3 protein-coding genes are annotated in these 7156 nt (G+C 42.5%); 2 read left to right on the plus strand and 1 reads right to left on the minus strand.

Annotated features, from left to right (window positions below):
- Positions 1-41 precede the first annotated feature (41 nt).
- Positions 42-2147, minus strand: a complete 2106-nt coding sequence (locus tag ACKPQ5_RS00590; RefSeq protein ID WP_407677141.1) for an FAD-dependent oxidoreductase — start codon at positions 2145-2147, stop codon at positions 42-44.
- Between the two features lie 202 nt (positions 2148-2349).
- Here ACKPQ5_RS00590 and ACKPQ5_RS00595 point away from each other — a divergent pair, with 202 nt between their 5' ends.
- Together ACKPQ5_RS00595 and ACKPQ5_RS00600 are read left to right on the plus strand one after the other, a co-directional pair.
- The gene (locus ACKPQ5_RS00595) at positions 2350-3600 is read left to right on the plus strand and encodes a vanadium-dependent haloperoxidase (RefSeq protein ID WP_407677142.1); all 1251 of its coding nucleotides are present in this window, start codon (positions 2350-2352) and stop codon (positions 3598-3600) included.
- A gap of 17 nt (positions 3601-3617) precedes the next feature.
- A partial coding sequence (locus tag ACKPQ5_RS00600) for a dockerin type I domain-containing protein (RefSeq protein WP_407677143.1) occupies positions 3618-7156 on the plus strand: 3539 nt, incomplete at its 3' end.

Below are 7156 nucleotides of genomic sequence, written 5' to 3' on the forward strand. Positions count from 1 at the left end.
ACAAAAGAAAAGTTTCAAAATAATGTTATTTCAATTGATTACTAATCAAGCGGGATAATATGAGCAGCGTCCACAATTACATAACCCTCGGTATCCTCATTAAAAACTTTCAGGTCATATTTCTCACCCTTTTTAAAAACAAAAGAACCCAATGAATGCCATAAATTATCTGTACTTCCCTCTTTTCTCTGATCTACGACAACAGAAGATAACTTTTTTTCATCCTTAATTTCATATCTAACTTTTCCTGCTCGGTTTCCTGAAGCTACATACGAAACCATTATTTCGTGCCGGCCTTCTTTTGGTGCCTTAAACGGAAAACAAGCTGATCGCATCCCCTTCCCTCCATTTCCATCATGGAAATAAGAATAGCCCACAAAAGGACGGAGTGATGTACTTTCGACCCACTCCCCCTCGAAACTTAAATTTGCACCGTCCACTACCAGACCGCTCATTTGGGAGGGATCGATCCCCCGCCCAAAAGCAACTCGGTTTGATTTTTCCAATTCAATCACTTGTCCATCGTCCACCAATCGAGTTTTCAACTTGTCGTAGGAGATATCCTGAACGGGAATTTCCTCCTCGATCGCAAGAACGGCTGCGGTCGCTGCAGACTGGCCTAAAATCATAAAGACCGGTTCCATCCGAATTGAACCAAATGCGATATGGGAGGAAGAGATACAAACCGGAACCAACAAATTACTGCACTCATCAGCCTTTGGAATAATAGAACCATAGGAAATTTGATACGGCCCGCCTGGATGAACCTGTACATCGCCCTCATTTTGAACATACGACAGGCCGTTTTCATCTTTGGCTACATAGCGCTGAACATGATGGGAATCCATGGTGTAAGACCCCATTCCAATCGAACGGGGGGTATCTGACTTTCCGCGTAGATTTAATTCAGTAATTACGAAATTACTAACCATGCGCCTCGCTTCTCGTACATAAATCTGGTGCGGCCAGTGACCGTTCGATTCAAATTCGTCCTTCGCCAACCCCCAGGTGTTCATTTTTTTACGAATATCTTCGGGTACGCGAGGATCATTACATAAAAAATAAAAGTAGCCTTTTTGATACCTTTCATGCTCGAGGATGATTTCCGCCCGCTCCTGATAACCCGCTTCTGGGTATAGATAATTCATTCCGATATTATCTGTGCTGAATGGACCATGGTTATTCGTATCTGTCTTGGCATTTGGAACCGGATCAAACTTCCCAAATACATGAGTGGAACCCTGAATCAATGTCCGCAGTAAGAGTTCGTACTGTGTGGGGTCGTACTGGTCAGGCCTTGGAAATGGAATTCGATTCTCCTCCACTTGAGTTAAACACAAACGAAAGTTATAAGCCTGCATTTTAAAATCTCCCTGTCCATCTTTGCCAGGAGACTGCGAACTAATTCGAGCTAATAAGCCACTGCTTGGATCCCCTTCAATGATAAAGGGATCAATTTTCGCCTTGAATTGATGGGATCGCGCATTCTTAGTCTGCACACCACTTAACGATTCACCATAAACTGAGTTCGCTTCTCGTCCCACGAAATAACTAACTCCTGCAGAGGCCATAAGGTCTCCCTCATAAGTACAATCAAGAAAAGCGGATCCATTGTATGTATTTCCAGAAAGGGTAGAAATTGAGATAATTTCTCCCCCCTTTCTTTGAACGCCATTTTCTCGGTCCAACCTTTCCTCTCGGTAGACCTCTAATTCATATTCCTTTACCCATGATTCAAAAATCAATTCAGCAACATGGGGTTCAAAGATCCACATCGTCCTGCGGTCACCATCAATTGCAGGTGCACCCTGCCCTCGATTGCCATACTCGTCCATTTTTTGCCATTTCCACGAATCAACACTCTGGTAGTGCCTCCATACTCGATGATAGAAATCACGTGCGATCCCCCCAATTGCCTCTTTCTTTCCACTATCCGTCCATCCTAAACCACTACTTGATAGACCCCCTAAATACTGATCAGGAGAAACCACCACCACTGACTTTCCCATTTTCTTAACCTGTACCGCAGCGCTAATTGCGGCCGAGGTACCCCCATAAATCACGACATCATGAGTGAAAGACTTTTCTGCAAAAGCAAAAAAAGAATGCAGTAAAAGGAATGAGATTAAAAATACTGTACGAATCATAAGGAAGGGACTTATATTCCTATTTGATTAGAATGAATCGAAAATGTTCAATCACAAAGGAATTTTGTGAATAAAATCTTTAATTCAGTTATTTCTTGTGAACAAGCTAGAAAAAAGTAATAGGTACACCTATATACACTAAAAAATTCACTTAACTTTTTACATTCGATGTCTTATTAAGCGATGTTACCGAACTTTTAAAATGAAAAAAATATTCTATGTTTTTCTATTATGTTTAAACATTATTTCACTACTAGGAAAACCGACCGATTTCATTGAGTGGAGATCAGAGTTCTTGAAGGCAGTTCGCGAAGAATCTCTTTCACCAAATCTAATGGTTAGAAATTTGGCGATTTTCTCAATCTCAGTTCATGACGCGGTAAATAGTCTTGAAAAAAAATATCATCCTTATTTAAAGTTCCATAATCATGATCTCAACGCATGGGATTTAAATTCGGTGATTGCAGGATGTGGTAGCTATATTGGAAAGAACCTTCACCCCGCAAGAGCTGCAAATTTTGAAAAACTTGCATATTTCACACGGAAAGAAAATTCTGACCTCAAACATAAATCCTTTTTATTCGGACAAAAAGTAGCTAGGTTTTTTTTACAACATAGGAAAAATGATGGGGCAAGTACTACTGTAACCTATGTTCCAAGAACTAGTCCCGGTTTATGGAGAAGAACTCCGAGCTTTTTTCGTCCACCTGAACAACCTCATTGGAGAAAAGTAAAAACATTTGCCGTTAAGTCATTAGATGAATTCATGCCGCCACCTCCTCCTAATCCCACAGATAAACTATTTTTAGATTCCTTGAGAGAAGTAAAAATTTTAGGGAGTAAAGACAGTCAAATTCGATCGGCTGAACAAACTTTTATCGCCCAATTTTGGAAAGACTTCAGTTATACTCAAACTCCACCGGGTCATTGGAATGATATTGCGGCAGAAGTATGTAAGGCAGAGAAGTATAGCTTACTGGATGAAGCTAGAATTTTTGCAATGCTGAACATTGCACTCGCGGATAGCGGTATCATCGCCTGGGAGTGTAAGTACCGTTACCATATGTGGAGACCAATACATGCTATCCGTCTTGCTGATCAATTTCCTCAGTCTACAAAGTATGTAAACAAACAATGGGAGTCACTGCTAGAAAGCCCGGCACATCCAGAATATGTATCCGCACATAGTTTTTTTTCAGGAACCGCCGCTGTCATTCTCTCCAAGATTTATGGCAGTGATAAATATAAATTTAGAGTTCAAAGCGATCAATTTCCAAATCAGAAAAGGGAATTCAATAGTTTCTCCTCCTGTGCTGAAGAAATAGCATTGAGCAGACTATATGGTGGAATTCACTACAGATTTTCAAACGATAGGGGAATTGAAAATGGGAAAAAGTTAGGTTTATATTTTTATAATCACACTTTACAACCCTTGACACAATTTAAAAAATAACATCTAAAATTTACATTATGCGCGTTTTACTATATGTTTTTATTTCCTTTTTATTGATTTTTAAATTGTTTTCGAACACCCAACGGATTGTTGGAGATATGAACGGAGATGGAATTGTAAACTTAGTTGATACCATCAAAATGGTGAATCATATCCATGGAACAGGTTTTACAACCGAACTTGAGACTTTGAAATGGCAGGCAGATATTAATGGAGATGGTCTCGTTAATTCTTTTGATGTGGAAAGTTCCTTAGAGTTTGTCTTTAAACGCGAATCAATCAAGTCACTCCCTTTTGCAGGAATTATTAATACATTTCCTTACGCAGGGGAAGGTGATATCTCGCTCACGAGAGAATTTGTTATTCACTTCAATATGCCCCTCGCCCAGGGTACTGTGCTAACTAATGACGCGTTCTTTGCCTACTCCGGCGATAGCTTGCAAGTGACTTCACCTAGACTTTCTTCGGACCGTATGAAGGCTACACTTTTCTTGAACGGTTTTCGCTGGCCGTCCAACTCGAAAGTAACCGTTACCCTTAACGGGGGAGGATTAACTGATTTTATAGGTAGAGGCATTGATGTCGATGGAGACGGCGTGGAGGGTGGAATTAAAACTTGGACTTTTTCGACTCTAGGTGTTGAAGCAAGTGACCCCTCCACTATTGTAGAAGGTCAAGTTTTTGACTCCGATAATTCGAATGGTGAAAAACCTTTACCAGGAGTTCTCATTACTGTCGTAGGAAATGAGGAGGCCATGAGCGTCTTTACCGATTCAAATGGAAGTTTCCAGTTAACCTCCGCACCCATCGGAAGGTTTTTTGTTATGGTCGATGGTCGCTTAGTGGGTGCACCTAATGGAGAAACTTTAGTGCAAGGCTCATGGCGCAATCGCGACTACTACACCTTCGTGGGGAAGGCCTGGGAAGCCGTGCCAGGGAAAAAAGTGAAAGCCACCAAGTACGGAAAGTTTGCAGAAAACGGCACCTATATACCAGATCCCAGAGATGGAAAAATATTCTTACCGTTAGTAAAAAAAGGTGCCCTCAAGCCGGTCGATGCCACAAAGCAAACAAATATTTCCTTTGCATCGGGATATCTGGATGGAAATGATTCGAACCTTATGTCCATGCTGGCTGCTACTTCTATTACCATCCCTCCAGGCTCGTTACAATCAGACGATGGTACAACTGGTGGAAGTGTGGGCATGGCTCCCGTTGCTCCTGATCGTTTGCCCGAACCTTTGCCCGAAAGTTTAAAAATGCCTTTAGTCATTACCATTCAAACAGATGGCCCTTCCAATTTTGACATCCCTGTACCCGCACGCTTTCCCAATGTCGACAACCTCCCTCCGGGTGCAAAATCTGCCTTATGGAGTTTTGACCACGATACTGGAGTGTGGGAAATCTCTGGACCGATGACAGTAAGTGCCGATGGTAAATTCCTTGAAACTGACCCCGGCGTGGGAATTCGACAACCTGGATGGCATGGATCTTCTCCAGGTGCTCAAGTTTTTGGCAAAGCAGTTACGACAGGGCCCAGTATCACTAAACCTAAAAAAGGAGCTTGTGGACTGAGTCATGCCTCTATGGCAATTACCGAGGGAGATTTCACCAACTTGGGTAGGCTGTCCGAAGGAATCGAAGAGTCCATTTTCGGCCAAAATGAGAGTGACCTTAGTTTTACGAAAGATGTACTCGGTGCCGGAAATCGCTTTGGTAATACTCAAAATGCGGGAGGTAGCGACTGGAAACAATTCCGAACTCACGCGGAAAAAGATGCGAAGCGTCATGCTACTATTGCCCGCACCGTTTCGACCTTGCTTGGTTCAGAAGATTTTTGGACGACTTTCTCAAGCACCGCTGCAACAATAAGAGACAATGCAATTATCGCGTCCAAAAATAGTTCCGCTCAGACCAAGATAAATTCTGCTCATCAGGTATTTATAAACGATTTAAATCGGGCAAAAGCAAAAATTTCGAGTCAAATCAGTAAATGGGAAAATTACTCCGTTTCACTCTCCGCATTAATTGGACAAACCGTAGGAATCTCTGGACATGATGTCTTACAGACTGACCGATCCCTCATTGCAAAGGAAATTAGTTCCACAATAAAAGCATACCGTTCTATCCCTGGAGGAAATAGTCGACTCGATAACCAGCTCAAAAAATTTGCTCAAGCATGGCAAAAATTCCTCCATGCCACCCTCAATGGAAACCTGCACATTTACAAAGGAGAATCATTTGTTTTCTTAAAGAGAATCGGCTCTGAAGCGGAAGAAACTCGGGACCCTCCGATTGCGGCCCAAAGAATTAGGGTTGGAACTGGTGGCTCCTATGATGCGATCGTACGACCCAACAGCTGGTATGAAGCATGGATGCTTGAACCGACCACACTTGTCATTGGTTCAACTACTTTTATATCCCCCCGCAATGGAGGGAATGGTCCGGTGCCCCCTATCCCACTCTGTCATGACGACAAACCCGACAGTGACTTTGACTACCTGAGCGACCGGGGTGAACGGATTGTCGGTACTAATAAAAGCCAACCGGACACCGACGGAGATGGAATACCAGACGGTTTTGAAATCCTTAACGGTACCGACCCAAGTGGAGGAAATCCTGTTTTTACTGGTATTCTAGCTACCATTGCTCCCTCTCGTGGATTTTCCGATTTTGTAACCACCGGAAACGACCTTGCCATTCTGGGTAATGGGCCAAATGGGGTGGACATTTTTGATATTGGATCAGGAGTCCGACCAGTCAAACAATCCACATATAATACTCCAGGCTCAGTTCGGAAAGTTGCCCTGTCTGAAAATTACCTGGTCATTGCGGATGGAACAGCTGGTTTGACTGTTCTCGACCTAACTAGTCTAGAAAGCCCCTCACAAGTATGGAACATCCCACAGGAATCTCCTGCAAACGCGGTTGCTGTAGCGGGTAAGATCGCATTTATCGGATTAGAAAATGGGAAAATTAAAAGTTATGATCTTTTTAGTGGGCAAAAAATTGATGAGGTTAAAATAAATTATTTAATTGAGGACTTAGCTTTTAGCCAAAACACTATTTATGCACTAGAAAACAGTGGTGGTAGAGGCCGGAGTGCAAATAGTCGGCTCAACTCATTTCCTGTCGAACAGGGACGATTTAAGAATGACGATGGGCCATTTCTACCGCGTAGGAATCTACTTTTACCCGGATATAGGCAATTTGGATTGGGCAACCAAATTGGAAGAAGGCTTTTTGTCGGAGATGATTTTGCCTTTGTCACCGACCTTATGGGTTTTAATCGAATTGATTTGAGAGATCCTCAAAATCCGACAAGGAAAGAAACTCATAAAACCGCCTCTCGAGGATGGAGGCACATGGTTTCAAACGGTTCTGGACTTGCAATTTCTATCGAACACAGGTTTAGCCCCAGATATGCTAGCGGTAAAGATGGAGGGCCAAGTATTTACACAGTTCAAAACAATGGAGATTTTTTACGAGCGGGTGGATATATGGAAAATTTTGAAACTCGTTTCCCCACTCCCGGCAATGCAGGTGCGGTCTCGAT

The sequence above is a fragment of the Candidatus Seribacter sulfatis genome, assembly GCF_964187635.1.
Taxonomy (GTDB): domain Bacteria; phylum Verrucomicrobiota; class Verrucomicrobiia; order Opitutales; family Seribacteraceae; genus Seribacter; species Seribacter sulfatis.